Origin of the sequence: Citrobacter sp. Cs237, from assembly GCF_030332325.1 — a bacterium.
Lineage (GTDB): Bacteria > Pseudomonadota > Gammaproteobacteria > Enterobacterales > Enterobacteriaceae > Citrobacter_A > Citrobacter_A sedlakii.
This window is the reverse complement of sequence record NZ_JAOWIB010000069.1, coordinates 1-265: the sequence shown is the minus strand read 5'-3', so window position 1 is coordinate 265 and position 265 is coordinate 1. Positions and strand designations below refer to the sequence as shown.

The window sequence follows — 265 nt, the reverse complement described above, 5'->3', positions numbered from 1 at the left end:
GCTATGAAAAAATCTGGAAAATCCTGTCTGATTATTCCTACGCCAGTCCAACTGTCCCGGAAATCAACGACATCGTTCCGTTGCCACCGGCGCCGCTGCCAGCTTGGGACGGTAAACTAAAATGGCTGGAAGAGCGCAAGGCCAATATCCCGCCAGCCAAACCGGGTGAATCGCTAATCGCGGAACTGGCAAAGGCAAAACAGTTAAACCCGGTAACGGGTAAGCCGCTGCCTTCGTCACCCCATTTTAATAAGGATGATGTCGC

The 265-nt window shown here is 52.1% G+C and carries 1 protein-coding gene; it reads left to right on the top strand.

Annotated features, from left to right (window positions below; all coding sequences use genetic code 11):
* Nucleotides 1-265 (top strand): DUF6396 domain-containing protein (locus tag OGY07_RS02855; protein WP_286598536.1); only part of this gene is annotated, 265 nt, incomplete at both ends.